This is a genomic window from Aquiluna borgnonia, from assembly GCF_013283855.1.
Lineage (GTDB): Bacteria > Actinomycetota > Actinomycetes > Actinomycetales > Microbacteriaceae > Aquiluna > Aquiluna borgnonia.
In genome coordinates this window covers 275,434-298,056 of sequence record NZ_CP054056.1, presented here as the reverse complement: position 1 = coordinate 298,056, position 22,623 = coordinate 275,434, and the positions used below count along the sequence as shown (strand labels likewise).

The window sequence follows — 22,623 nt, the reverse complement described above, 5'->3', positions numbered from 1 at the left end:
TCGACCACGTCAACGATTTGGAGGGGCCATGAGAAACATTTTCCAGCAGGAGCTTTCTGAGGTTCAGATTAGGCTCATCACTCTCGCAGAAACTGCCGGGACCATCATGGACAAGGCATCTCGTGCCTTTTTGAATTCAGATGTGACCCTCGCTGACGAAGCACTGGCGCTGGCTGAGGCAAATGAGTCTCGCGCGCTGGACTTGGATGAACTCGTGATTCGCGTGCTCTCCACCGAGAGCCCAGTCGCACGAGACCTGAGAATATTGGTTTCTGCCCTGAGAATGTCGGCATCGCTGGAGCGCATGGGTTCGCTCGCCTCCCACATCGCGGCCATTGCTCGCTACCGCTACCCAGGAAGTGCCATCCCAGAGTCACTTCGCAAGACTTTTGAAGACATGGCTCGACTAGACCTTGAACTGGTTGCCAAGGCGGCCAAGCTGCTGGCAAACACCGATCTGGATCTAGCCCGCGAAATCCAGGCTCAGGATGAGGCCGTTGACCGCCTGCACCGCAGAGTATTCGAGGTTGTGCTAGCTCCAGACTGGAAAGAAAATGCGATGTTCACCGTTGATGTGACGCTGGCCTCACGCTACTTTGAGCGCTTTGCGGACCACGTGGTTGACATCTCCTCGAAGGTCAGCTTCCTGCAGACCGGCGAATGGACTGACAACTAGGTCTATTTCTTTCCCTGGTTCGCTACCGCGGCAGCTCCGGCAGCTGCAGCCTCAGGGTCTAGGTATTCCCCACCGGCAACCAGCGGCTTCAGGTTTTCATCCAGCTTGTAGTGAAGCGGAATTCCAGTTGGAATGTTCAGCTCAGCTATCGCATCGTCACTGACACCATCGAGGTGCTTAACCAGAGCACGCAGCGAGTTACCGTGGGCAGTAATCAGAATGGTCTTACCAGAAACCAGCTGCTTCGAAATGTTCTGCTCCCAGTAGGGCAGCATACGAACCAGCACATCTTTCAGGCACTCCGTCTTTGGGAGATCTGCGCCGAGGCCCGCGTAGCGCTCATCATGAGCCTGTGAGAATTCGTTGTCATCGGCAATTGGTGGTGGTGGAACGTCATAGCTGCGACGCCAAATTTGAAATTGTTCTGCCCCATACTTCTCGAGGGTTTCTGCTTTGTCTAGACCCTGGAGCGCGCCGTAGTGGCGCTCATTGAGCCGCCAGGTGCGCTCAGTTGGAATCCAGTTTCGATCGATTTGGTCCAGCGCGATGTGAGCGGTGTTGATAGCTCGCTTCAAAACCGAGGTGTAGAGCAGGTCGGGCTTCAGTCCAGACTGTCCTAGCAGCTCTCCCGCCCGCTTGGCCTCTTGGCGACCCAGGTCGCTGAGGTCAACATCCACCCATCCGGTGAAGAGGTTCTTTTGATTCCAGACGCTGTTGCCGTGGCGCAGCAAGATGAGGTTGTAGGTCATGAGAGGAAAGTTTAGTCAACCTTTGGAAGCAAGCCCCGAGCGACTTCGCCCGGCATACCGGCTGCCATTGCGAGGTCAACCGCCATGGGGCGCAATTGCATCAGCACGACCTTGTCACCGAGCGTCAACTCCAATCCAGGAAAATTGGGATCCAATTCGCGAATCAGTTTTTTTAGGTACTTCTGAGCCTTGGCACGAATCGAAAAGTCATCGATACTCTGCTCCAGCAAATCCACCGCTGCGATAAACCGCGTGACCAGTTCGGCTAACTCTCTTCGCGAGCGCTTATCCTCCATCAGGAAATCAATTCTTCGGGTAACAACCCTCAGGTTTCGAGTGGCCAGATCCATGCCTCGCAGCAGGATTTTCTGATCTCGCATCTGTTTATGCGCCCAGCGGTAAAAAGGGGAAACCCGACTAATTGCCTGGGCGCTCTCCAGAGAGCTTTTCCAGTTGTCGATCAGTGGCTGGGTTTGACGGATTTGAGCTAGGGCATCGTCCGCAGCCTGACCGTCTCCCGAAATCAGAACCGTCCGCAGCTGGGCCAAAGTGTTCTTGAAAACCACAAAGAGCGCTCTGGAGTCCCTACGGATCAAACGGATCGGGTTTCTTGGGGCGAGTGCAGTAACCAGTAGCGCCACCAAGGCGCCAATTATGCCGTCAATCACCCGGGCAAACACACCTCCGGTTGGCGCCGTGAGAAGCTGCACCAAAACCGCCTGGATGGCAACGGTGATTGCGAAGGCCGGATTTGGGGAAATCACCCTGGCGATCAAAAGCGCCAGCGAAATAAGGACCCCGAGCTGCCAAACACCAGGCCCCAGAGTGAGTAAAAAGACTTCACTCAGCGCAACGCCGATAATCATGGCCAGAGCGGTTGTTGCTACCCGGCCCGGCCTGGTATCTCTGGCAAAGCCGAGCGATGAAATTGCAACCGTTACTGCAAGTAAGGGAACCGGGTGACCAAAACCTAGAAAAGCAATTGAGTAGGAAGTGATGGAGGCCAGCGTGATCAGCATGACTTGCCAGAGCGAATCCACCACTCTGTGAATTACCACTCTAGAGTCAGCCTTCATTTTTTGCCGCTGAGCTTAAACGCGCTTGGTCTTGGAAGGTTGGCTACCTTACCAGCATCCGGAGGCACCACTACGGTTTGGCTTGCAGAGAGATTTGCCACAGTGAGGTCACCAAATGGCGTCACGCGGCTAACCAAAGCTAGGGCAATCGAACCGTCCTCGAAATGCAGGCCGCCGGCAAGAATCTTTCCAACCTCGCGATCTCGGTGGTAGACGCTCTCGCCTTTGGCGGCCAGGGTGTCCCCCACCTCAAGATTGAGCTGAATTAGCCTTCTGGGAGGGTGTCCGAGATTGTGAACTTTGGAGACGGTTTCCTGACCTCGGTAGCAGCCCTTGGAGAGGTGAACCCCAGTGGCCAGCCAGTCAAGCTCGTGGGGCAGGGTTCGCTCATCAATGTCAGAAATCTCTGGCCTGCCGGCCGCTATTCGCAACGCCTCATATGCAAGCATGCCTGCCGGCTGAAGGTCAGTGGGTGCCGCATCCAAAACATACTCGCGGTAGCCAAAAAGTTTGGCCTCAGCCGCATACCTAACGCTGCCCACTGGATCGAAACCAAAGCGATCGATCCAGCAGCGGCCATCAAGTTCTTTGAAGCAGCCAAATACGCGCTTATCCAGCACCTTGATCTCGATCTTGTGCCTGAAGCGCATGCTCGATAGCCAACTCACTAGCGCCTCGGAGTGCGCTGCGGCGGTTATCACGAGGGCTCCGACGTCAGTTGCAATGACCTTGAGCTGATGTTCGATGTGGCCGGTTGGACTGAGCACAAGGGATTCGGCGGAGTCGCCGGGCTTGAGGTTGATCAGGTTTTGCGAGGTCATTGAGTGCAGCCAGGCCAGTGTTGTCGGACCTGTTAGCTCGAGTACAACTTCATCCTGGCGCTCCACATAGGCCTTGCCCTCAAGAAGGAGGCGCTGCTCGTTTAGCGGGTTACCAAAGTGACTACTCATCGCGGGTCAGTCTGGCAGAGGCGTGTGACTTTAGGGGGTTTCCCATGGCAGCCATGTCCCAGGCCCAAAGTAGAGCTCCTTCGACAAGGCCAAAAATTCGCTGACCGGCCGAGTAGTCCTTGGCATTGGGTGACCGCAAGACCGCATCGGTTGCAATGTCAATTCGAGCACCTTTGATTTGACCGAAGTAAAGCTCGGCGATATTCGAGGGTTGAATGATCAGGGCCTCAATATCGAATCCGCCCGCAGAATTTCTCCACAGCTCCAGGTCCTCCCGAACGCTCAGCAGTGGGACGCCGGAGCCGGGAAGTAATCCAGGACCAGCATCACTCTGGCTAGCGGGTCTAGCGAGTGACCAGAATCCGCGTTCTTGAACCAGCGGGGCTCCCGCGGCATCGAAGGTATTGGAAACAAATTCCAGTCTCGACCCAACCGGCATGAAGCTCAAACGCTGGGTGAATTCGATTCCAGTCGGATCCGACTCGCTCGAGGAGTAGCTAATGATGCCACTGCCCCGCCAAGCACCAATCAGGAAGGTGAACGGGGTTAGCTCAATTGGAAGGTCATCGGGGATGACAAACAAACTAGCGCTGCCCCTTGAATAGCTTGAAAAGCACCAGGGCGGATACTCCGGCGATAGCGATTGAGGTGAGCACCAGCAGAGAGGTGAAGAAGATTTCGATGGCGAGCAGCATGGCTAAATCCTAACCCAGAAGGGAGATCAACGTGAGGGTTGCCAAGATTGCAAAAGCTCCCGCAGAAACATAAACCTGCTGACGCACGGTGTCCTTGGCCGAGGAGGAAAGCAGGTGCTCAATGCTCACCAGCGCAATGGCAGCAGCTGCGATAGATGAGAACAGCAGGTAGCGGGCACCTTCAGGGGCTAAAGCCAGGGTGGCAATACCTGAAATCAAAACCCCAATCCAGATTGCTACGATCTGGCCCCACTGCTTAGTCACGCCTAGAACTCTATCCACCCCAAAGCAAAAGCTCGGTATCATTTTGCAAAGCGAAGGGCGGGTAGATGGCAGGAATTTTGCTCATAACGCCCGCTGAAGACAACCCACTTCCAGCTCTGGACTTTTTAGGGCACCAAATCTCCCGGGTGGATTTTGATCCTGCAAAGCTTGCCGCTGCCCCCAGGCACGATCTAACTTTCTTGGATTGCCGCCACCAGCTCTCTGGAGCCAAGTCGGTGGCCAAGATTCTTGAGGCTGCGGGCTGGCAGACCCCTTTGGTGCTGGTAATCGGGGAAGGCTCGCTAGCCGCCATTAACCAAGACTGGGGTCTTACGGATTTTCTGCTCGAGGGTGCCAGCATCGGCGAAGTCGACACCCGAATTCGCCTGGCGCTGTCGGCTCAAAGGCAACAGCAAAGCGGCGGCGTTGACACTGGTTTGAGTATCGATGAAAGCAGCTTCACGGCAAAAATCAATGGCCGCACCCTGGACCTCACATTCAAGGAATTCGAGCTGCTTCGTCACCTCAACGACAATCCAAACCGGGTTTTCAGCCGCGAGCAGCTGTTGAGCGAGGTTTGGGGTTATGACTACTTCGGCGGAACCAGAACCGTTGACGTTCACGTCAGGCGGTTGCGAGCCAAGCTTGGTGAGCACGAATCGCTGATCGGCACCGTAAGGAACGTCGGATATCGACTGGATCCCCAGGGCAACGCAAGCGAATAGTTAACCTCTTGCTAACCCTGAGGTGAAAAGATAGGACCCATGTCAGAAGAGACCACAGCAATTTTCTTGCCGGAGAGCCAGCCAGATCTGCCTGCTGATCGCTTTCTCGATCGTGAATTGAGCTGGCTGGACTTCAACAAGCGGGTTCTGGATCTTGCTGAGGATGAGTCAGTACCCCTGCTTGAGCGGATCAACTACCTGAGCATCTTTGCGTCAAACCTGGATGAGTTTTTCATGGTTCGGGTTGCTTCTTTGAAGCGCAGAATCGCAACCGGTATCGCCGTGATGTCAGCATCTGGACTTAGCCCCCAGGAAGTGCTCTCCCAAATCTCTGAGCGAACCCTTGAGCTGCAAAAAAGACATGCCAATCTCTACACCCAGACCCTTGGTCCCGCACTGGCCGCACACGGCATTCAGATAGAACACTGGGCATCGCTGAGCGACGCGGAGAAAAATGGCCTTCGGGATTACTTCATATCGCAGGTGTTCCCAGTTCTCACCCCCTTGGCGGTTGACCCTGCCCACCCATTCCCCTACATCTCGGGGCTTTCACTAAACCTGGCCGTCGTGCTGAGAAACCCAAACTCCAAGGCGGAGCACTTCGCCAGAGTCAAGGTCCCGCCACTTTTGCCCAGATACGTGAAGGTTTCAGGCAGCGAGTCTCGCTTTGTTCCTCTCGAGGACGTTATGGGACAGCACCTGACCGAACTGTTCCCCGGAATGGAAGTACTTCAGCACCACACCTTCCGCGTCACCCGCAATGAGGATCTCGAGGTGGATGAAGATGAGGGCGAAAACCTACTCATTCAGCTTGAGAAGGAGCTGCTGCGCCGCCGCTTTGGTCCCCCTGTGCGCCTGGAAGTCGCGCAGGACATCGATCCTCAGGTCCTGAGCCTGCTACAGCGCGAACTTGACATCGAGCCATCTGACGTTTACCACCTGCCAGAGCCGCTGGATCTAAAGAGCATGAGTGCATTTGCATTCCTGCCTATCCCCGAACTTCACTACGAGGCTCACCCAAAGACCACCAACCGCTATCTGGAATCTGACCCAGACGAGGCAGCCGATATCTTTGCTTCGCTGCGGGAGCGGGAGGTTTTGGTTCACCACCCCTACGAATCATTTGCCACCAGTGTTCAGGCATTTTTGGAGCAGGCCGCTGCTGACCCTCAGGTTCTTGCCATCAAGCAGACCCTCTACCGCACCAGCGGTGACTCACCAATTGTCGATGCTCTGATCGACGCCGCCGAGGCCGGCAAGCAGGTGCTGGCACTGGTCGAGATCAAGGCTCGTTTCGATGAGCAGAACAACATCGGCTGGGCTCGCAAGCTCGAAGCCGCTGGCGTTCACGTGGTTTACGGAATCGTGGGTCTGAAGACCCACTGCAAGCTCTCCCTGGTAATTCGCCAGGAGGGCTCTAACCTAAGGCGCTACTGCCACATCGGCACCGGAAACTACAACCCGAAGACCGCCAGGTTCTACGAGGACTTTGGTCTACTAACTTCAAGGACCAACGTTGGAGAAGACCTGACCAAGCTGTTCAACCAGCTCTCCGGTCACACTGCAGCGCCGGATTACCGAAGCCTGCTGGTCTCTCCAAATGGCGTCAGAGATGGGCTAACCGAGCGCATCCGCCGCGAAATTGCCAACCACCAGGCAGGGAAATCCGCACGAATTCGCTTCAAGATGAACTCCTTGGTTGACGAGCAGATCATCGACGAGCTTTACCGGGCCTCAATGGCCGGCGTCAGCGTGGAAATTCTGGTGCGCGGAATGTGTGCTCTCAGACCTGGGGTTCCTGGGCTATCAGACCACATCCGAGTTCACTCGGTGCTGGGCCGCTACCTGGAACACAGCCGAATTTTTGCCTTTGATAACGCAGGCGATCCGGATGTCTTCATCGGAAGCGCCGACATGATGCACCGCAACCTAGACCGCAGAGTCGAGGCGCTTGTCAAGATTGCGCAAACCGATCAGATTCGACAGCTGCACGAGATTTTTGATTTGGGTATGAGCGAATCGGTTGCGGTTTGGGAACTGAAGGCAAACGGGGGTTGGTCGCGCGAGACGCACAACGTTGTTGGGGAAAAACTTTTGGACATGCAGGATGTCCTGATGGAAAAGACCCTAGCCAGAAAGCGCCTTCGATAGTGACCATTTACGCCGCCGGAGTTGTTTGCTGGCGAGAGCACGAAGGCAAACTGATTGTCGCCCTCGTGCACCGAGAAAAGTATCAAGACTGGGGCTTCCCCAAGGGAAAGCTCGATCCGGGTGAGTTCTTGCCGCAGACCGCAGTTCGCGAGGTCGAAGAGGAAGCAGGATTTAGGGTTCGGCTCGGTCGCAAGCTTGGAGTGATTAATTACCAGGTTGGCAATGGGCAGGACAAAGAGGTCCACTACTGGGCATCTCGAGTTACCGACAAAGCACTGAACAAGCAAAAATTCACGCCGAATCAAGAAATTGCCAAGGTGGAGTGGATTGAGGCCAAGCAGGCGCTGACACTGCTGAGCTACGAGCACGACCAAAAGCTGATGGCAGACGTTATTGCCCTGCACAAGAAAAAGGAGCTCGAGACAAGAGCGCTGATAATTCTGCGCCATGCCAAGGCAACCCCCAGGGGCGATTGGGCGGGTCAAGAGGCAAAGCGTCCACTGCTTCCCGAGGGACTCCAGCAAGCCCAGCGACTGATCCCCTTGATTGCCGCCTACGGTCCTAAGCGCGTGATCACCTCTCCCTGGCGACGCTGTCACGACACCATCGCCCCCTACGCGCAGAGTGCAAAGCGCACCCTGATTGAGCGGCATCAGCTGACCGAGTTTTCTAATCAGCGCAAGCCCGCTCGCACCCTGGACGTGGTGATGGATCTGATTGGAACCAGTCGATCCGGCCTAATCTGCACCCACCGCCCAGCACTGCCCAGCGCGCTGAGGCCCTTTATCTTGTCCGCGCCCAAAGAGCTCAGAGAGCAGATAGCCCAGGGTGCAACCCTAGCCCCGGCAGAATTTTTAGTGCTTCGCCTTTCTATCAGCGGAAAGTTCCGAGTTGTCGGAGTTGAGCGTTGTGGCCTAGAGCAAGAGGTGAGCGAGGAAGCCGAGCATTAGTCTTTGACAATGTCAAAAACGCGCTTGGCCCTGATTGCTCTGCTCGGGGTCTGCTTCACCTGGGGTGCAGCGTTTGTTTTGATGAAGGACGCCATTGAGAAGCAGCCCTACATGGACTTTCTCGCCATGCGCTTCACGCTCGCGGCTCTCGCGATGTTTTTACTAAGACCAAAAACTTCCGCCAATTTTGAACGCGGGGATCTAAAAATTGGTCTTTCAATTGGCGTGGTATTGGCCTTTGGTTACATCACCCAAACCATTGGTTTGGAGCTAACCACTGCCGCCACAAGTGGATTCCTGACCGGCCTCTACGTAATCTTCACACCGTTGATGGCTTGGATTTTTTACCGAGCCAAGGTCTCAGGGAAGCTCGCAATCGGTGCAGCTATTTCACTCGTTGGATTGGCGGTATTTTCCGGTGCTGCCGAAAGTCTTGAGTTTCAGATCGGCCAGCTCTGGTTGGTTTTGGGGGCAGTGCTCTACGGGCTCCACATTCTGCTGCTTGGGAAATATGGCCACGGAAGAAATGCCTATCGCTTCGCGATGGTGCAGATTTCAGCGGTTGCGGTTATTTGCTGGGGATTTGCGATTGGTGATGGCATCCAGTGGCCACCATCGGATGACGTCAGGGTGGCGATCATTTTCACCGCAGTGCTTTCAACCGCGGCAGCTTTCTGGATTCAGACCTGGGCCCAAACCCTTATGGACGCCTCCAGGGCGGCACTAATCATGACCAGCGAGGTTGCCTTCACCGCCATTATTGCCATCGCAGCCGGTCAAGAACCAATAACGGTAGCCGTCACGGTCGGCGGGGCACTCATGCTCGCTGCGATGCTGATTGTTGAGTGGCCAAGCAAGAAAAACCCTCTGGAACTAGAGCCCCATATCCACTAAAGCACTCTGCAACTTTGAGTTTTCGGCAATTTCTGCAGCGCTTCTAGACATTGCAATCGGTAGTCGGCGGCGAAGCAAGTCCTCGCGGGTTAGCACATCTTCGGTCTTCGCCACATACCGAAGCTCACCAAAGCTGATTCCCAGACCCTCAAAGACCTCAACCGGCTCATCGGTTGCAAATTCAAAAGCTCGTTCGCCGTGCCGGCGCCACATCCCCTCGACCAACCGGGTCCGAACAACTGCGTCAACTCCCTGCCGCTCAAGTATTTGATCCAGCTCAGTCCTTCTGGCCTGGGAGCCCTCCCCAAACCACTTCCTTGGAAGTTTGGCTTGCAGACCTAGTCCTCGAAGTTCAGCTATGACCTCTGCGCCGACATTTAGACAGTCGGTGAGTTTTCCGCCCAGAATGGTGATTGATGCCTTGGCCGGGTTGGCCTCAATCACGTGCTTGCGCGAGAGCTGGTGCCAGTCTTGGTTTTGCGACTGCTTGCCGTCAATCACCAGGGGTCTAACTCCGCTTCGCGAGGCAATAATCTCCTGCCTTGTGATCGGCTGTTCCAGCCCCAGCTGGTCATTTACCTGCTTGAGAACAAAATCGATATCTTGGTCGTTGGGCTCGGTGCGGGGGTTATCAACTCGAGTGTCGGTAGTGCCAATAATGGATCGATCCCCCATAGGAAGCACATAGAACAAACGCTTCTGCTCATCCCAGAGGGCCAGCACACGATTTTGGCTGGTGAGTCTGCGATTGATTGTGAAGTGGACCCCCTTGGAAAACACCAATCTGGCGCGAGTGGGGCTCTCCAGCAGCTGAGATACGTCTTGGGCAAACGGCCCCGCCGCGTTGATTACGGCGCTGGCGGAGACTGTCCGCTTTCCCTCGGCAGAGCTAAGTTCGAGACTCCAGCGCCCGCTTTCATGGCTCGCCCCAACCAGCTCTGTGTAATTCAGCGCGGTAGCGCCTAGCTTTTTTGCTCGCTTGATAAAGCCGTAGACAAACCTTGAATCGTTGTCTGGCAGATAGGCATCAAAGTATTCGACTGCTTTGAGGCCGCTTTTTAGGGCGGGCTCCATGGATTTGGCCCGCTTCGCGGAATAACTCGCAGGGATGGTGGTCCCTGCGGTTCCGATGAACCAGTAGAACCAGGTGCCAAAGATTCCCAGCAGTCTTCCGAATGGAGCGTTAGGCCCCAGCGATGCCAAGAATCCAATTTCCTGAATCTGATTTGGGTAGGCCCTAATCAACCGGTTTCGTGCCTGGCAAAGTTTTGCCACCAGCGCGAACTCATAGGTCTGCAGATATTTGATGCCGCCCCACACCAGGTTGCTGGACTCTTGGGAGGTGAAGTTTGCAAAGTCGCCGCGGTCAATAATCAGGACGCGCAGGCCTGCCGCCTGTGCAGCGGCAGCCGCCACCGCACCGTTTATGCCAGCACCTACGATCGCGACATCGAAATCGTTTTGCTCGAAATTGTGTGATTTTGTTTGTTTTTGTAACATCACAGTGAAAGCATAAGTTATTAGCTGCGCATTTTGTGCTGCTTTGGTTTCAAGGAGGAGACCTTGTCGATTTTGGCGATCGATGCCGGCACGACCGGCGTTACAGCTCTGGTGGTTTCCAACCGTGGCCAAATCCTCTCTCGCGGCTACCAGGAATTCGAACAGCACTTTCCGAAACCCGGCTGGGTCGAACATGACCCAGAGCAAATTTGGCAGGCGGTCCTTGCGGCCTGCTCCAGAGCTCTGGATCTCTCGGATGAGGCTCCAACCGCCCTGGGTATCACCAATCAGCGCGAAACCGCGGTGATGTGGGATGGGGTTACCCTTGCCAGTCCAACCAACGCAATCGTTTGGCAGGATCGTCGAACCTCAGACCTCACGAAAGAGTTGCAGCAGCTCAACACCGATGATTGGATTCGCGCCAGAACCGGACTCAATCTCGACCCTTATTTCACCTCAAGCAAATTTTTGTGGTGGAAGCGCAATTTGCCTCAGATCTGGAGAGAAGTTGAGTCCGGCAAGCTAAAACTGGGAACCGTTGACAGCTACCTGGTTGCGCGCCTTAGCGGCGGAGCCTTCCACATCACGGATTGCTCAAATGCCTCCAGAACCCAGTTGATGAATTTGGAGACAGCAAACTGGGATTCGGAGCTGCTAGAGGCATTTGGCATTCCCCTGCACGCTCTCCCGAGAATCACCTCGAGTTGGGGGGAACTGGCGAAAACTGACCCCGAACATTTTCTGGGCTTGAGCCTGCCGATTTCCGGAATCGCAGGTGATCAGCAGGCAGCACTGTTCGGACAGTCTGCTTTTGAAAAGGGTGAGAGTAAAGCCACCTACGGCACCGGTGCATTCATTCTGACTAACACCGGAGAAGAGATCGTTCGCTCCAGCCACGGACTGCTAGCAACCGTTGCCTGGCAGGCTCCCTCCGGAGCGATTACCTACGCATCAGAGGGCAGCGTTTTCGTGGCGGGCGCAGCCGTGCAGTGGCTCAGGGATGGCCTAGGGATCATCGAGCGATCCTCAGACGTGGAGCAGTTGGCCCGCAGGTCTGGCTCTAGCGACTCGGTGGTCTTTGTTCCGAGCCTCACCGGTCTGGGGGCACCGTTTTGGAATGCCGACATTCGAGGATCATTGCTTGGCATCACCCGAGGGACTTCAAGTTCCAACATCGCCTTCGCTACCTTGGAGGCCATCGCCTTCCAGGTGAATGCCGTGCTGGGCGCCATGCAGCAGGATTTGGGTGAGCCGATTGCCGCCATGCGAGTAGACGGCGGGGCTGCGGCTAATGACCTTCTGATGCAGCTACAGGCCGATTGCTCGGGACACGATGTGGTCCGGGCCCGAGTCCTGGAGTCGACTGGTTTTGGGGCGGCCCTGCTGGCTGGACTTGGTGCTGGCATCTTTGAGGATCTTGGTCAGTTGCGCGCTCTCAATGAGACTGAGAGACGCTTCACCCCGGAGCTGGACCGATCTGAGGATTATCGGCGCTGGCTCAAGGCCGTCGAGATCACTGCCAGCTTCAGCTAAAACTAAGCTGGAGTCATGTTCGACCCTGAAAGCAAGCTGGCAGCGCAATCGCTGAGCGCAGGCTACGCCGCTGACCAGGTCATCGAAAATTTAGATTTGACCATTCGCGGTGGTTCTATCACCGCGGTCATTGGCCCAAACGGCGCAGGTAAAAGCTCTCTGCTCAAGGCGCTGGCCCGCAAAATCAAGAGCACCCGCGGCGCAGTGCTGCTCGATGGGGTCTCAATATCCTCGCTCTCCAGAGCTACCCTGGATGCCAAGATCGGACTGCTCGGAGCAATGCCCGCAGCCAGGGGAAACGAGAGCGTCTTTGAGCTGATTGCCCGCAGTGCCATGGTTTCCCAGCAGATCTCTCGGGTTTCTCCAAGGCTCGGCAAAGAAGTCGATGAAATCATTGAGCGCACCGGCCTGACTCGACTTCGAGACAAAAAGATTGGTGAACTTTCAACCGGTTCCAAGCAGGTAGCGCTAATTGCCGCTGCGCTGGTAAAAAACCCAGAAGTCCTGTTACTCGACGAACCAACTAACTCGCTGGATTACAGCCACCAGCTTCAGGTGATCAACCTGCTGTCCTCACTCAAGCGCGAGCGGGGCATGACCATAGTCACAGTCATCCACGACCTAAATTTGGCGGCTCGGTTTGCCGATCAAATAGTGATTTTGAATGACGGCAAGATTCTCGCCCAGGGAATCGCTGCCGAGGTCATCACTCCGACTAACCTCGCGAGCGCCTTCCACATCCTGGCCCGTGTTCTCGAGGATCCGGTCGGTAAAACTCCGCTGGTCATCCCAATTCGACAGCTGGACTAGCCAGAAAAATTCGCTCACCGGTGCCATACTGGAGGGGTAGTTCATTCGTGAAGGCGCAGTTACTAGCAGTGACGCCAGAGAGGCTTGCGCCTACGTTGAATGAGGGCAAGGACTGGGCCCACTTATAAATCGGTCATGTTTGGTTGTGAAAATCCATGCGTATCTTGCTCGTTGGAGCGGGCGGTGTTGGCGATTCCATTGTCAAGATTGCTGCAAACCGTAATTTCTATGAACTCATCGTGGTGGCCGACTACGACCCTGCTCGCGCTCAGCGCAGTGTTGACTGGGTCACCGACAACCGGAGGGATGTCGCTCACCGCTTCATAGCGACCTCAATCGACGCCTCAAATTCGCAAAATGTTGCGGCCCTGGTTGCCGAGCACAAAATCACTCACGTCATGAACGCGGTCGAGCCAAAGTTTGTGCAGAGCGTGTTCCAAGGCGCTTTGGACGGCGGTGCAAACTACCTGGACATGGCAATGAGCCTCAGCCACACTCACCCCACCGATCCCTTCAACACGCCTGCGGAAAAGCTTGGTGACTGGCAGTACGACAGAAGCTCCGAATTTGCTACCAAGAACCTGTTGGCTCTGATCGGAACCGGTGCAGAGCCGGGAATCTCAAACATTTTTGCCCGCTATGCCGCTGACCACCTGTTCCAGGAAATTGATGAGATCAAAATCCTGGACGGTGGCAATTTGGTTGTGAAAAATGATGCTGGCGAAGAAATTTTTGCACCTTCTTTTTCGATCTGGACAGTTATCGAGGAGTGCCTAAACCCGCCACTGATCTGGGAAAAAGATCGCGGATGGTTCACCACTCCGCCCTTCAGTGAGCCTGAGGTCTTTGAGTTTCCAGAAGGCATCGGAGCGGTTGAATGCGTAAATGTGGAGCACGAGGAAGTAAACATGCTCCCCCGCACCATGAAGGCCAACCGAGTCAGTTTTAAATACGGACTGGGAACTGAGTTCATCAATGTGCTGCAAACCCTGCACGCCCTGGGGCTGGATCGAATCGAACCCGTTTCGGTTCGCTCACAAGCTGGCCGAGTTAGCGTGGCTCCGCGAGATGTGGTCGCGGCCGTGCTGCCCGATCCAGCTTCACTCGCATCCCGCATGACGGGAAAGACTTGCGCGGGAACCCTGGTTACCGGCACTGGCACAGACGGGAGTCCGAGAGCGACCTACCTCTACCACGTTGCCGACACAGAATGGACCAACGAGCACTACGGCTCCCAGGCCGTGGTCTGGCAGACCGCCCTGGTTCCTGTGATTTCCCTTGAGCTGCTGGCAAGCGGCACTTGGTCGGGAACCGGAGTCATGGGACCGGAGGAGTTTGACGCCAAGCCGTTCCTGGATCTGCTGCGCGATGATTACGGTCAGCCCTGGGGGTTAGACGACCGTGATCCACAGAACCCTGGAAAGCTCTAGAGGGCAGGAATAAAAACTTTTCAGGCTTTGTTTATTGGATGTAGTCTAAAAATTAGGTAAACGGGACTTTTATAAGGGTTTTCCCAGTTTCCTAACCTAGGTTCACAGAAGTAATCCTGAAGGGGTCCAAGTTGAAAATTTCCAAGCGTTGGTTGCCAGCAGTAATCACTCCAGCTGTCATTGCAGCAACTGTGATTGCGGTCCCGCTGCAGGCGAATGCGGTTGACCTGCCGGATTTGACGCCGCAGCAGGTGATGCTTCTGATGGAAGAGCCGATTACCGGGTTCTCCGGAACCGTGGTGAAGACCACTGACTTGGGGCTCCCTGCGCTCGAAATGAGCTCAATGGTCTCCGAAGACATGGCTCAGGAAATGGCAGACAAGATGCCCGAGGGCATGGAGGACTTTGTTCCCCAGGTGCTGGAGTCCAACCTGGTAACCCAAGCCGTTGAGCTGATCGCCGGAACCCACAAGATGCGCCTGTATGCCTCTGAGGCTGGGATGCGAGTTCAGGTACTGGACCCGATGAGCGAGCGCGACCTGATTGTCAGCGGCAACCAGTTCTGGATTTACGATGCTAAGAACGCCACCGCAACCACTGGAGAATTTGAGCTTCCGACCGAAGCCGAGCTCGACCAAGCCAAAGCTGAGGCTGAGCTAAAGCTCGATGAGCTCTCAGCCGAACTTCAGCTCGATCTTGCTAACCCAGAGGCGGTTGCCGACTACCTGCTCGCTGAGGCCCAGAAGACATCAACCATTTCGGTCGGCAAGGATCACATGCTGGCCGGCAGGACCGCCTACCAGCTGATCGCCGAGCCCAAGTCCGAGCAGTCCCTAATCGACTCAGTGGTAGTTTCTGTGGATTCCGAGACCGGCATGGCATTAGATGTCAAGGTCTACTCGATCGAGCAGGAAGAGCCAGCAATTTCAATTGGATTTGAGTCCATCAGTTTTGAGACTCCCGATGCTTCGCTGTTCAATTTCACCCCGCCAGCCGGAACAACCGTTCAGCAGCTTGAGCTCCCAGCAGAGCTGGAAGAGCTAAAGACTGAACTTGAGGCGACCAAGCCAACCGAGGCAGAGATCGAAGCCAAAAAGGCTGAGCTCGAAGCCAAGTACGCCGATGTTGCAAAGCCGGAACTTTTGGGTGAGGGCTGGGACAGTGTCGCCTACCTTCCAGAGCTGCCAGCTGACCTTCCGCTAGAAATGCTTGAGAACGAGCTGTTTGCCGACTTGATGACCGAGGTTGAGGGAGGCAGAGTCTTCTCCACCCCGGTTATGAACATTCTGCTAACCGACTCCGGTGAGGTCTACGCAGGCAGCGTCAAGGTCGAGTACCTGCTCGAAGTTGCAGCTCGCTAATTGACCGACTGGGCAATTAGGACCGAAAACCTCACCAAGGTTTTTGGATCTCAAAAAGCAGTTGGTGGCATTTCTCTCGAGGTACAGCGCGGCTCCATATTTGGATTCCTGGGTCCAAACGGCTCGGGTAAAACCACCACAATCCGAATGCTGTTGGGTTTAGCCGAGGCAACCTCCGGCGAGATTCAACTGCTGGGAAAGACCATCCCCAAAGAGCTTGACGCTGCACTGCCCAGAGTCGGCGCATTGGTTGAGGGACCTGCCTTCTACCCATACATGTCTGGCCGCAACAACTTGCTGCGGATGGATGCCGCCGATCGAAACAGTGACCCAGCAACCCGCGAGCGCCGAGTCGACGCCGCACTGGAGCGGGTCGGGCTGTCCAACGCGGCCTCAAAAAAGGTTCACGCCTATTCGCTCGGCATGAAGCAGCGCCTTGGTCTTGCCAACGCCCTGCTCAAGCCCCGAGACCTATTGATTTTGGATGAGCCAACCAATGGTCTGGACCCCCAGGGAACCAGGGAGGTTCGCAACCTCATCCGCTCCCTGGCAGCCGAGGGCATCACCATTTTCCTCTCCAGCCACCTGCTCAGTGAGATAGAGCAGCTCTGCTCTCACCTCGCCGTCATGACCGCTGGCAACATTGTTGCCCAGGGTTCCCTTGAAGAGCTCCGAGCCAAAGGTGAGACGCGCTTGGTGATTGCCGGAAGCGGCATTGAGCAGGCCTTGCGAGAGCGCGGATTGAATCCGAAGGCAAGAACGGGTGAAAGCTTTGTCTGCGAAGTCTCCGGAGACTTTGATGTTGCGGCCTTGAATTCTGAATTGGTTGGAGCTGGGCATGCCATCACGGAAATCAGACTCGAGCGCCCGAGCCTCGAAGAGTATTTTGTTGATCTAACCGGTGAGGGGTTTGAAGTTGTTCGCTAAGTTGGGCTCCTCCCTGATGCTCTCTGAGCTCAAGGTGATGTTCACTCGTCGCCGGACTTGGGCCATGTTGGCTGCCATAGCTCTCATTCCCATTCTGCTTGCCATTGCGGTGGCACTAACCGCGGAGCGGTTGGCTCCTGGCGAGGGTCCGCCATTTCTAGATCGAGTCACTCAGAACGGTTTGTTCACCGGCTTCACCGCGATGCTGATGGCAATGCCGCTGTTTCTTCCGCTAACCATTTCAGTGGTGGCAGGCGACACTATCGCCGGTGAGGCAGGACTTGGAACCCTCAGGTACCTGCTGATTGCTCCGGTTGGACGCTTTAGGTTGCTGGTGGTCAAGTACCTGGGGACCCTGGCTTTTACCGTGGTTGGAACCCTCACCCTGATGATTGCCGGTGCGATTATCGGAGCCATCTTGTTTCCGGTAGGTCCGGTTACTCTGCTCAGTGGCGACGTGATCCAGATTCCAGAGGCGCTGGGGCGCATGGCGCTGGTTGCCCTCTACACCACCATCTCGATGATGGGCATGCTGGCGCTGGGCCTATTTATCTCCACCCTCACCACGATTCCGGTGGGAGCAATGACCGGAGTGTTGGTCGCCAGTGGAGTGAGCCAAATCCTGGACAACCTACCTCAGTTGTCCTGGCTGCACGAGTGGCTATTCACCCACTACTGGCTGGATTTTGCCGATATCCTTCGGCAGCCGATGGAGCTGAGCTCAATGGGCTCTAACTTGATTCTCCAGCTCGGCTATGTAGCCGTCTTTGGTTCTCTCGCTTACGGCAGATTTAGCACCAAAGACATCCTTAGCTAGCTGTTAGACTTCATCCTCGTTAGGGCCTCTAGCTCAGTTGGTTAGAGCAACGGACTTTTAATCCGTGGGTCGTGGGTTCGATCCCCACGGGGCCTACCGAGAAACCACCCCTACGGGTGGTTTTTTCTTTGGGCGCCCCAAATACACTTCAACCATGGTTTTTCCGCTTGTCACTGAGCGTCTGGAGATTACTCCCCTAGCTCGTAAACATTTGGCCAGCTTCGTTCGCTATCGACAAGATCCGCTGGTTGCCAGGTATCAAAGCTGGGAGCCAAGCTATTCGGATGAGCAGGCCCTTGACCTAATTGACTCCCAGACTGGTGTCTTGTTTCCCGCTCTTGGTGACTGGCTGCAACTGGCGATTGAGCTTCGAGAAACCCATGAACACATCGGAGACTTAGCCCTGCACCTAGTTGAGGGCGGGGTGTTTGAGATCGGATTCACACTGGCAGCTGAGCACCAGGGAAATGGTTACGCCAAAGAGGCTGCCACCAGACTTCTGGAATATCTATTTGACGAGGCTAAAGCCGAGCTAGTTTTTGCGACTCCAGACGAAAGAAACCTCTCATCGATTCGGTTACTCAGGGCATTGGGCTTCCAGGAAGTGCCGGAGAGAAGTTGGGTCGAGGAATTCAAAAACGAGACCGTGACGGTCAGCTATTTTGAGCTCAGGGAATCTAGTCGCGCCTTCTGAATTGCCGAATTAGGTTGGAAGCCAAATACGCAAGGACGATTGCGATAAAGCCGTAGACAAGGTACTCGAGTAGCTGGGCAAACTCCTCACCCTGCTCCCAGTTTTCACCAAGGTTCATGCCGATTGTGATCCACAAGGTGTTCCAGGCCAGGATGCCGATGGTGCTGAAGAGGTAGAACTTAGCGAGGCTGAGCTTTACGAGCCCAGCCGGAATGCTGACCAGTGAGCGAATGATTGGAAACATTCTTCCAAAGAGCACAAGCGGTCCCCCGAAGCGCTCAAACCAATCCAGAGTGCGCTTGAGATCTCTGACCGGTAGCCCAACGAACTTTCCATACTTCGCAGTCAGTTGCTCCAGTCGCTCCTCGGTAAAGGCCCGACCCAACCAATACAGCAGGCTGGCACCAAGGAGCGATCCTAGAGATGTTGCGATTATGGCCTCTAGGTAACCAAAGGTTCCGGTTGCAACATTAAAGCCGGTGAGCAGCAGGATCGCCTCACTTGGAATCGGGGGAACCACCACCTCGAGTGCGATCACCAACGCTGCGCCCAGCAGGCCGATTTGGTTGATTACTGAGACGGCAAATTCGATCACCTATGAACCCTATCCAGCGACCCTGCGAATGCTCTGCAGAATCTTCGGGAAGCAATTTGATGCTGCGTTAGTTCCTCTGAGCATGAGTGAAAAGCAGGTGACCCTAATTGGTGTCTACAAAGCCAACGGCGGTGTGGTTGGGGAGCTTTCCTATTTCTTTGGCCACCTGGTCGGTGTGCGAAGCTGCAGCCTGTGCGATGTGACCCACTCACCAGTAATGAAAAAGGCCAAGTTCAAAGATTTGGAGAAGCGGCTAAAGGCCGAGCTTGGCATCACCTTCAAGCTCGTCCACATGAACGAGCGCAATGCCGAGGAACTCAAGGCTTCGTCCGGTAGAGAGCCCTGCGTGTTGCTGCGCTATGACGATGGTGGAATTTCCATGCTGCTGGATTACGTCGAGCTAAAAGCCATTGATGGCAGCGTGGAGTCTTTTGAGAAGCTGCTCAGGTCGAGGCTAGATTTCTACCTCTAGCTCTCAGTAGCGCTGCATCCTTGAGAGAAACTCAATGGTTCTTGGAAGCTTAGGGTTGGCAAAAAACTCTGCCGCTTCCCCCTGCTCGTAGATTTCACCGTGTTCCAAGAATATGACCCAGTCGGCAACCTCTTTGGCAAAAGACAACTCATGGGTGGCCATCAAAATGGTGGTTCCACCTGACTTGAGCTCTCTGATCAGATCCAGTACCTCACCGACCAACTCTGGGTCCAGCGCACTGGTGACCTCATCCAGTAGCAATACCTTTGGCTCCATAGCCACTGCCCTGACGATGGCAGCGCGCTGTTGCTGGCCACCTGAAATCTTGTCTGGGTAGGAATCTCCGCGATCTCCGAGCCCAATGCGCTTCAACCAACCCAGCGCAATTTCCTCAGCCGATGCCCTGTCCATTTTCTTTACGTGCCTGAGGGCGAGCGTGATGTTGTCCAAAATACTCAGGTGTCCAAAAAGGTTGAAGGACTGGAACACAAGCCCAATCTGAGCGCGAATTCGATCCTGATCAACGCCCGGTGCCGAAACTTCCTCGCCGTCCAGAAAAATCTGTCCGTCAGTAAGTTCCTCGACTTGATTCACGCAGCGCAGCAGCGTTGATTTACCGGAACCAGAGGAGCCAATCAAGGCAACAATTTGTCCCGGGTAAACATCCAGGTCGATACCATTGAGCACCTTACGATCGGTGTAGTGCTTTTTTAGACCGATGACCCTAAGTCTTGGCTTATCCCAATCGATCACAGTGCCACTCCCTGCTGTTCGCGGGCGGCAAACTTCGCTGAAATTCGATCTGCCAATCGAATGGTTGGGATGGCAAGCAAAACGAACAACAACCCAGCAACCACGTACGGGGTGAAATTGGCAAACTTCGCGACCTCAATCTGTGCCCCTCGAACGGCGTCAATCGCGCCTAAGACAGAGATTAGGCCGACATCCTTTTGCAGAGCAACCAGGTCATTCATTAGCGGGGGAACAACCTTGCGAACCGCCTGCGGAAGCACCACCAGGCGCATCGACTGCGAGTAGCTCAGCCCGAGGGAACGTGCCGCCAGTCGCTGTGAAGGGTGAACCGATTCGATTCCTGCTCGGAAAACTTCTGAGACGTAGGCGCTGTAGGTGATTGTGAGGGCTGCAATACCCAAGACTTCAGCGGGGATCCTCCCCAAAAATTCCAGACGCAAACCCGGTATCCCAAACCCGACCAGGTACAGCACGATGATCAGGGGAAGTCCTCGGAACAAATCGACGTAGCCCTTTGAGAGAACTCTGAGCGGGAAAAACACAGGAGCCTTCAGGGTTCTAAAAACCGCAAGCATCAATCCAAAGATCAGCACCAGCACGGCCGCTACCAATAGGACTCGGAGATTCAGTAGCAGTCCGTCAATCACCCTCGGGAAGCTGGCAACCGCAACCTCCCAGTTGAAGAACGATTCCTCGACTCTCTGCCAACCCGGTGTGGCAAGTAATCCAAACCAAACCAGCGCGGCAAATGCCAGGGTGCTAGCCAGCGAAATCCAAATCGAGCGCTTGCGCCGCTGCTGGCGAAACTCGCGCCGGGCTTGTTCTGCGGGCGAGATCTCTTGCTCTGATAGGGCCATAATCATCCAAATGAAATAGGTGGGGCGTTGCCGCCCCACCTATTTAACTCAACTTTTTACTACTTCAGTACCGGGGCACCCGCGTAGTCGGCAAGCCAGGTGGCCTCCAACTCAGCAAGCTTGCCGTTTTCACGCAGGGCGTCGACGGCTGCGGAAACCGCCTCGGTCAGTGGTGAATCCTTGTCTAGAACCAGACCGAAGCTGTCTCCGGCCTCAGCTCCCTCAAGTTGACCCAGGATGATTCCGCCGTCTAGTTCGACTGCGGTCAGGTAGAAAGCGGTAGGTAGGTCCACAACAATGGCATCGACCTGACCGTTTGCCAGAGCAGCCTTTGCATCATCATTCGAGTTGAAGGCCTGAGCACCGGCGGTTGGCTTGATGATCTCTTCAATGGACTTGAAGCTCGTGGTTCCAGTGGCGGCACCGATGAGCAAGCCCTGGAGGTCTGCCAGGCTCTTTGCCTCAGCTGCAGCACTACCCGCTACCGTGATTACGGTCTGTGCGGTGTAGTAGTAGGGGCTGGAGAAGTCGATTGCGGCCTTGCGCTCCTCGGTAATCGAGTACTGCTGAAGGTTGAAGTCAAAAGTCTTTGCTCCCGGAGCAATCGCCTCATCAAAGGTTGTGCGGACCCAGATGACATCCTCTGGAGCAAAACCGAGCTGCTCGGCAACTGCGTATGCAACTGCCGCCTCAAAGCCCTCACCGGACTCTGGAGCATCTCCAACAACCCAGGGCTCGTAGGCTGGGAGGCCGGTTCCGATGGTTAGTTTGCCCTCGGTAAGGGTTGGAAGCACCTCAACAACAGCTTCGGTGTTTTCGGCAGCGGATGTTTCCGCTTCTGTGGTGGCTGCTGGAGCGCAACCAGCAAGACCCAAGGTAAGGCTTGCGGCAGTGAAAATGGCTGCAGAGGCAGCCTTGAATGAGAATTTAGACAATTTGTCTCCTAGGTAAATGTGCGGGGGTTCTGGTGAAAGTGTGCATTAGGAAGGCACGAAAAAAGTCTAAATGCCCAATTGTTACAAAGCCCGCTGAAATTTACGCTGGTGCAGAAACTGAGACCAGATTACAAATGACAGCCAGAGGACCTGCATCACTGCAATGACTCTCTCCGAAAGCCCAACTATTGGTTGGCCAGGCTCGAGCCAGGTGAGCAGGAACCAAAGCGTGGTTAGGCCCAGCACCACGGTTGCCGAGATTGCGCCGATAGGCCTCAGGCTCCAGTGGTAACGCTTGTCGAAACGCATCGCCAAAAGTGGCCAGGCGGAAAACAAGACAAAAGCGAAGGTTGCAAAAAGTCGATGTAGATCTGAGTAACCGGCCTGCGACGGCGTTGCAAACACCGTGTAACCGATGGCTGCGATTCCAGCTAGTCCCAGCGCTATGCGACCTGGAACAGCGAGTGCCTTGGCGTTCCAAGCCCCGATGAAGGTGAGCAGGGCGCCAAACAAAAAGAAGCTTGACTGCAGCCACTGCACCGGCGAATCGTTGGCGGCTAAATCACTGATGGTCTTTGCGATCGGGTCATAACCCGGAACTAGGGCCCCTGAAATTGACCAGCCCAGCACGTTTTGAATCGGACCCAGCGTGGCCGCAACCAAAGCCCAGATTCCTATCAACTGCATGTTTCCTAATCTAACGCCCCAGCCCCAACAGCTGGTGTCCAGCAGGTATCCTTGACGGTATTGCGCAGGCCTGCGCTTCAAGCACCCCATAAAAACACGGAGCATCCTTGCACCTGCATGAA

General features: G+C 55.3%; 24 protein-coding genes and 1 tRNA gene. 14 read left to right on the top strand and 11 right to left on the bottom strand.

What is annotated here, in order from left to right:
- The first annotated feature begins 28 nt into the window (after positions 1-28).
- On the top strand, positions 29-676 hold the full coding sequence (gene phoU / locus HRU87_RS01565; RefSeq protein WP_173493217.1) for a phosphate signaling complex protein PhoU: 648 nt from the start codon (positions 29-31) through the stop codon (positions 674-676).
- 2 nt (positions 677-678) lie between these two features.
- Here phoU and HRU87_RS01560 read toward each other — a convergent pair whose 3' ends face one another.
- The 5 genes from HRU87_RS01560 to HRU87_RS01540 all read right to left on the bottom strand — a co-directional run bounded on the left by HRU87_RS01560 (position 679) and on the right by HRU87_RS01540 (position 4,410).
- A complete protein-coding gene (locus HRU87_RS01560) occupies positions 679-1,425 on the bottom strand; it encodes a phosphoglyceromutase (protein WP_173493216.1) in 747 nt (248 codons plus the stop codon).
- 11 nt (positions 1,426-1,436) lie between these two features.
- Positions 1,437-2,501, bottom strand: a complete 1,065-nt coding sequence (locus tag HRU87_RS01555; RefSeq protein ID WP_173493215.1) for an FUSC family protein — start codon at positions 2,499-2,501, stop codon at positions 1,437-1,439.
- Positions 2,498-3,451 carry a CAF17-like 4Fe-4S cluster assembly/insertion protein YgfZ gene (gene ygfZ / locus HRU87_RS01550; RefSeq protein ID WP_173493214.1) on the bottom strand — a complete coding sequence of 318 codons (954 nt, stop codon included), beginning with the start codon at positions 3,449-3,451 and terminating at the stop codon, positions 2,498-2,500. Before ygfZ ends, HRU87_RS01555 begins: the two co-directional genes overlap by 4 nt.
- Positions 3,444-4,034: a nitrobindin family protein gene (locus tag HRU87_RS01545; protein WP_173493213.1), complete on the bottom strand. Its 591-nt coding sequence runs from the start codon at positions 4,032-4,034 to the stop codon at positions 3,444-3,446. Before HRU87_RS01545 ends, ygfZ begins: the two co-directional genes overlap by 8 nt.
- 121 nt (positions 4,035-4,155) lie before the next feature.
- The gene (locus HRU87_RS01540) at positions 4,156-4,410 is read right to left on the bottom strand and encodes a hypothetical protein (protein ID WP_173493212.1); all 255 of its coding nucleotides are present in this window, start codon (positions 4,408-4,410) and stop codon (positions 4,156-4,158) included.
- Between the two features lie 65 nt (positions 4,411-4,475).
- Between HRU87_RS01540 and HRU87_RS01535 the strand changes: the two genes are divergently transcribed.
- From HRU87_RS01535 to HRU87_RS01520, 4 genes are read left to right on the top strand one after another with little or no spacing between them, the layout of a single operon-like run.
- Positions 4,476-5,135, top strand: coding sequence for a winged helix-turn-helix transcriptional regulator (locus HRU87_RS01535; protein WP_173493211.1), 660 nt, complete (start codon positions 4,476-4,478; stop codon positions 5,133-5,135).
- Between the two features lie 39 nt (positions 5,136-5,174).
- Positions 5,175-7,286: an RNA degradosome polyphosphate kinase gene (locus HRU87_RS01530; protein WP_173493210.1), complete on the top strand. Its 2,112-nt coding sequence runs from the start codon at positions 5,175-5,177 to the stop codon at positions 7,284-7,286.
- Complete coding sequence (locus tag HRU87_RS01525; protein ID WP_173493209.1) at positions 7,286-8,236, top strand: NUDIX hydrolase; 951 nt, start codon at positions 7,286-7,288, stop codon at positions 8,234-8,236. Before HRU87_RS01530 ends, HRU87_RS01525 begins: the two co-directional genes overlap by 1 nt.
- Before the next feature lie 9 nt (positions 8,237-8,245).
- Positions 8,246-9,130, top strand: a complete 885-nt coding sequence (locus tag HRU87_RS01520; protein WP_173493208.1) for a DMT family transporter — start codon at positions 8,246-8,248, stop codon at positions 9,128-9,130.
- On the opposite strand, the gene HRU87_RS01515 is transcribed toward HRU87_RS01520, so the two are convergent.
- Entirely contained in the window at positions 9,110-10,630 is a 1,521-nt protein-coding gene (locus tag HRU87_RS01515; RefSeq protein ID WP_173493207.1) for a glycerol-3-phosphate dehydrogenase/oxidase, read from the bottom strand. The genes HRU87_RS01520 and HRU87_RS01515 overlap by 21 nt on opposite strands.
- 63 nt (positions 10,631-10,693) lie before the next feature.
- Between HRU87_RS01515 and HRU87_RS01510 the strand changes: the two genes are divergently transcribed.
- The 8 genes from HRU87_RS01510 to HRU87_RS01475 all read left to right on the top strand — a co-directional run bounded on the left by HRU87_RS01510 (position 10,694) and on the right by HRU87_RS01475 (position 18,202).
- Positions 10,694-12,163, top strand: a complete 1,470-nt coding sequence (locus HRU87_RS01510; protein ID WP_173493206.1) for an FGGY family carbohydrate kinase — start codon at positions 10,694-10,696, stop codon at positions 12,161-12,163.
- A 15-nt stretch (positions 12,164-12,178) separates the two neighbouring features.
- The gene (locus HRU87_RS01505; protein WP_173493205.1) at positions 12,179-12,973 is read left to right on the top strand and encodes an ABC transporter ATP-binding protein; all 795 of its coding nucleotides are present in this window, start codon (positions 12,179-12,181) and stop codon (positions 12,971-12,973) included.
- A gap of 155 nt (positions 12,974-13,128) precedes the next feature.
- Positions 13,129-14,403, top strand: a complete 1,275-nt coding sequence (locus HRU87_RS01500) for a saccharopine dehydrogenase family protein (protein ID WP_173493204.1) — start codon at positions 13,129-13,131, stop codon at positions 14,401-14,403.
- 131 nt (positions 14,404-14,534) lie between these two features.
- Positions 14,535-15,764, top strand: coding sequence for a LolA family protein (locus tag HRU87_RS01495; RefSeq protein ID WP_173493203.1), 1,230 nt, complete (start codon positions 14,535-14,537; stop codon positions 15,762-15,764).
- Positions 15,765-16,691, top strand: a complete 927-nt coding sequence (locus HRU87_RS01490) for an ABC transporter ATP-binding protein (protein WP_173493202.1) — start codon at positions 15,765-15,767, stop codon at positions 16,689-16,691.
- A 16-nt stretch (positions 16,692-16,707) separates the two neighbouring features.
- The gene (locus tag HRU87_RS01485) at positions 16,708-17,508 is read left to right on the top strand and encodes an ABC transporter permease (protein WP_173494219.1); all 801 of its coding nucleotides are present in this window, start codon (positions 16,708-16,710) and stop codon (positions 17,506-17,508) included.
- Between the two features lie 22 nt (positions 17,509-17,530).
- Positions 17,531-17,604 (top strand) — tRNA-Lys (locus tag HRU87_RS01480).
- A 58-nt stretch (positions 17,605-17,662) separates the two neighbouring features.
- Complete coding sequence (locus HRU87_RS01475) at positions 17,663-18,202, top strand: GNAT family N-acetyltransferase (RefSeq protein WP_173493201.1); 540 nt, start codon at positions 17,663-17,665, stop codon at positions 18,200-18,202.
- On the opposite strand, the gene HRU87_RS01470 is transcribed toward HRU87_RS01475, so the two are convergent.
- Positions 18,186-18,797, bottom strand: coding sequence for a DedA family protein (locus HRU87_RS01470; RefSeq protein ID WP_173493200.1), 612 nt, complete (start codon positions 18,795-18,797; stop codon positions 18,186-18,188). The genes HRU87_RS01475 and HRU87_RS01470 overlap by 17 nt on opposite strands.
- Positions 18,798-18,879: 82 nt before the next feature.
- Between HRU87_RS01470 and HRU87_RS01465 the strand changes: the two genes are divergently transcribed.
- The gene (locus HRU87_RS01465; protein WP_173493199.1) at positions 18,880-19,269 is read left to right on the top strand and encodes a hypothetical protein; all 390 of its coding nucleotides are present in this window, start codon (positions 18,880-18,882) and stop codon (positions 19,267-19,269) included.
- 3 nt (positions 19,270-19,272) lie between these two features.
- Here the strand turns inward: HRU87_RS01465 and HRU87_RS01460 are convergent, their stop codons facing one another.
- From HRU87_RS01460 to HRU87_RS01445, 4 genes are all read right to left on the bottom strand, one after another.
- Positions 19,273-20,022 carry an amino acid ABC transporter ATP-binding protein gene (locus HRU87_RS01460; RefSeq protein ID WP_173493198.1) on the bottom strand — a complete coding sequence of 250 codons (750 nt, stop codon included), beginning with the start codon at positions 20,020-20,022 and terminating at the stop codon, positions 19,273-19,275.
- Positions 20,019-20,879, bottom strand: a complete 861-nt coding sequence (locus HRU87_RS01455) for an amino acid ABC transporter permease (RefSeq protein ID WP_246247309.1) — start codon at positions 20,877-20,879, stop codon at positions 20,019-20,021. Before HRU87_RS01455 ends, HRU87_RS01460 begins: the two co-directional genes overlap by 4 nt.
- Before the next feature lie 59 nt (positions 20,880-20,938).
- Positions 20,939-21,814 carry an ABC transporter substrate-binding protein gene (locus tag HRU87_RS01450; protein WP_246247306.1) on the bottom strand — a complete coding sequence of 292 codons (876 nt, stop codon included), beginning with the start codon at positions 21,812-21,814 and terminating at the stop codon, positions 20,939-20,941.
- Positions 21,815-21,895: 81 nt separating this feature from the next.
- Positions 21,896-22,501, bottom strand: coding sequence for a DUF998 domain-containing protein (locus HRU87_RS01445; protein ID WP_173493196.1), 606 nt, complete (start codon positions 22,499-22,501; stop codon positions 21,896-21,898).
- Positions 22,502-22,623 lie beyond the last annotated feature (122 nt).